3 protein-coding genes are annotated in these 2,576 nt (G+C 41.8%); all 3 read left to right on the forward strand.

Going from position 1 to position 2,576, the window contains the following annotated elements:
- The first annotated feature begins 116 nt into the window (after nt 1-116).
- Genes thiM through LD028_RS01960 form a run of 3 tightly spaced genes read left to right on the forward strand, consistent with a single transcriptional unit; the run spans nt 117 to nt 2,414 of the window.
- Entirely contained in the window at nt 117-911 is a 795-nt protein-coding gene (gene thiM, locus LD028_RS01950) for a hydroxyethylthiazole kinase (protein WP_237810762.1), read from the forward strand.
- Entirely contained in the window at nt 912-1,565 is a 654-nt protein-coding gene (gene thiE / locus LD028_RS01955; RefSeq protein WP_237810764.1) for a thiamine phosphate synthase, read from the forward strand.
- A 42-nt stretch (nt 1,566-1,607) separates the two neighbouring features.
- Nucleotides 1,608-2,414 (forward strand): enoyl-CoA hydratase, encoded by an 807-nt coding sequence (locus LD028_RS01960; RefSeq protein WP_237810765.1) that lies wholly within the window; start codon nt 1,608-1,610, stop codon nt 2,412-2,414.
- Nucleotides 2,415-2,576 lie beyond the last annotated feature (162 nt).

The raw sequence follows: 2,576 nt of genomic DNA on the forward strand, positions 1-2,576 counted from the left end.
TTTCCAACCCTTTGAACCTGATCTGGTTTGTACCAGCGGAGGGAAGTAGGCTATGTTTTCGATATGCAAACTAGTCGATTCTGTCCGACTAGTTTTTATTTTTTAAGGGGGAATGAATGATGAATGTAGGACAATGGTTAATGCGTGTTAGAAAGGAGTCACCACTCGTACATAATATGACAAATGTCGTGGTGACCAATTTTGTTGCGAATGGTTTGCTTGCTGTAGGCGCATCTCCTGTTATGGCGTATGCAAAAGAAGAAGTAGCGGATATGGTTCGGTTAGCTCGTGCTTTAGTGTTAAACATTGGCACGCTAAACGAAACAGACGTAGAGGCGATGTTAATTGCCGGAAAAGCAGCAAATGAGGCAAACATTCCTGTCATTTTCGATCCTGTTGGAGCTGGTGCGACAGCGTACCGCACCGAAACAGCCAGACGTATATTACGTGAAGTAAACATTTCGATTTTACGTGGGAACGCATCGGAAATTGCGAGCATTGCGGGTGAACAAGTACGTACAAAAGGAGTCGATGCAGGGGACGTTCAAAGTGACCTCGTGGATGTAGCGAAAAAAGCAGCACTCATGTTTCGTTGTGTAGTCGTTATAACAGGAAAAGACGATATAGTAACCGATGGAGAACGTATTGTAATCGTCTCAAATGGTGATGCGATGTTGACGAAAGTAACAGGGACAGGTTGTTTGTTAAGTTCGGTATTAGGTGCATTTGCAGGTATAGGAGACGATATGATGATGTCATCAGTTGCTGCCCTCGCTTATTACGGTGTGGCGGCTGAAAAAGCAACCAAACAAGCAAAAGCACCTGGTTCTTTTCAACTTTCTTTTTTAAATGCTTTACATGAAACGAGTGCAGAAGAAGTTGATCAATACGCGCGTATTCAAGGGGAATAAATGATGAGGCAGAAGCTATCGTTGTATTTCGTTATGGGAAGTATCGATTGTACGAAAGATCCGCTCGCTGTGCTTGATGAAGCAATTAAAGGCGGTATTACAATGTTTCAGTTTCGCGAAAAAGGAAAGGGGGCGCTTACGGGAATTGAAAAATACCGCTTAGCCGAGAAATTACTTGAACGATGCCGAATGTATAATATTCCTTTTATCGTGAATGACGATGTCGATTTGGCCCTCGCTTTACAGGCAGATGGCGTTCATGTCGGTCAAGAAGACGAAGTAGCTGAACGCGTTCGCGATCGCATAGGAGATAAATATTTAGGCGTATCTGTTCACAACTTAAATGAAGTAAAAAAAGCGCTTGCTGCTTGCGCCGATTATGTTGGATTAGGCCCGATTTTCCCAACTGTTTCAAAAGAGGATGCAAAGCAAGCATGTGGACTGACAATGATTGAACATATTCGTGCCCATGAAAAACGTGTTCCACTCGTTGCGATCGGTGGAATTACAGAACAAACAGCCAAACAAGTGATCGAAGCGGGTGCAGACGGAATTGCTGTCATTTCGGCCATTTGCCGTGCTGAACATATTTACGAACAAACAAAACGACTATATGAGATTGTCATACGTGCAAAACAAAAAGGCGACAGGTGATGTCGTCTTTTTCCTTTGTTCTGTGCAGGATTTTATTCATATATGTCGAAAGAAAATAGCGAACAAACGAAAGAGGGGATGGAGAAGATGGAACATATCGTACTATCATACGAAAATCGCGTCGCAACCATTGAATTGAATCGTCCGAATGCGCTAAATGCTTTACATGAACAAATGTTAACAGAGTTGTTACAAGCGTTAAAAGAAGTTGAAGCAAGTGAAGCGGATATCGTCATCATTCGTGGTCGCGGCAAAGGATTTAGCGCAGGGGGCGACATTAAGACGATGTTGCAATCAACGAATGAACATTCATTCATTGAAGTGATGGAAACGATTAAACAAATAGCGATGACATTGCATCAATTGCCGAAACTAACGATTAGCTACATACATGGTGCCGCTGCAGGATTAGGATTTAGTTTAGCCCTTGCTTGCGATCATGTAATCGCAAATGAACAAGCGCGCGTTGCAATGAATTTCATTGGCATTGGTTTAGTTCCAGATGGTGGGGGACATTTCTTTTTAAATCGAAAAATTGGAGATGTCAAATCAAAACAAATCATATGGGAAGGAAAAATAATGAGTGCACAAGAGGCATATGAAGTGGGACTCGTTGATGAAATCGGTGATGAACAAGCGATTCAGCACAAAGTGAATGAATGGCTAGCAAAACCGATTCGTGCGATGATTGCGACGAAGCAGTTATATGCTCGTTTAAGCGAACAACAGTTGTTGAACACGTTGCAAATGGAGACAGCGTATCAAGCGGAAATGCGCAAAACAAAAGACCACGAAGAAGGGATTCGCGCCTTTTTAGAGAAGCGACGTCCGCATTTTAGCGGAAAATAAAAAATTTGCAAAACTTTCATGATTAATCACGCAGGAAACCCCTGCTTTCAAGCATGGGGAGGAATGCGTTTTTTTTGTTTATTTTTCACTAAAAAAATATAAAATAAAATTAGTGAAAGGTGGTGAGGACATGAAATTGACTTTAACAGCAAAAATTAAAAT

It is taken from the genome of Anoxybacillus sp. LAT27, assembly GCF_022030075.1.
GTDB lineage: Bacteria > Bacillota > Bacilli > Bacillales > Anoxybacillaceae > Anoxybacillus > Anoxybacillus kestanbolensis.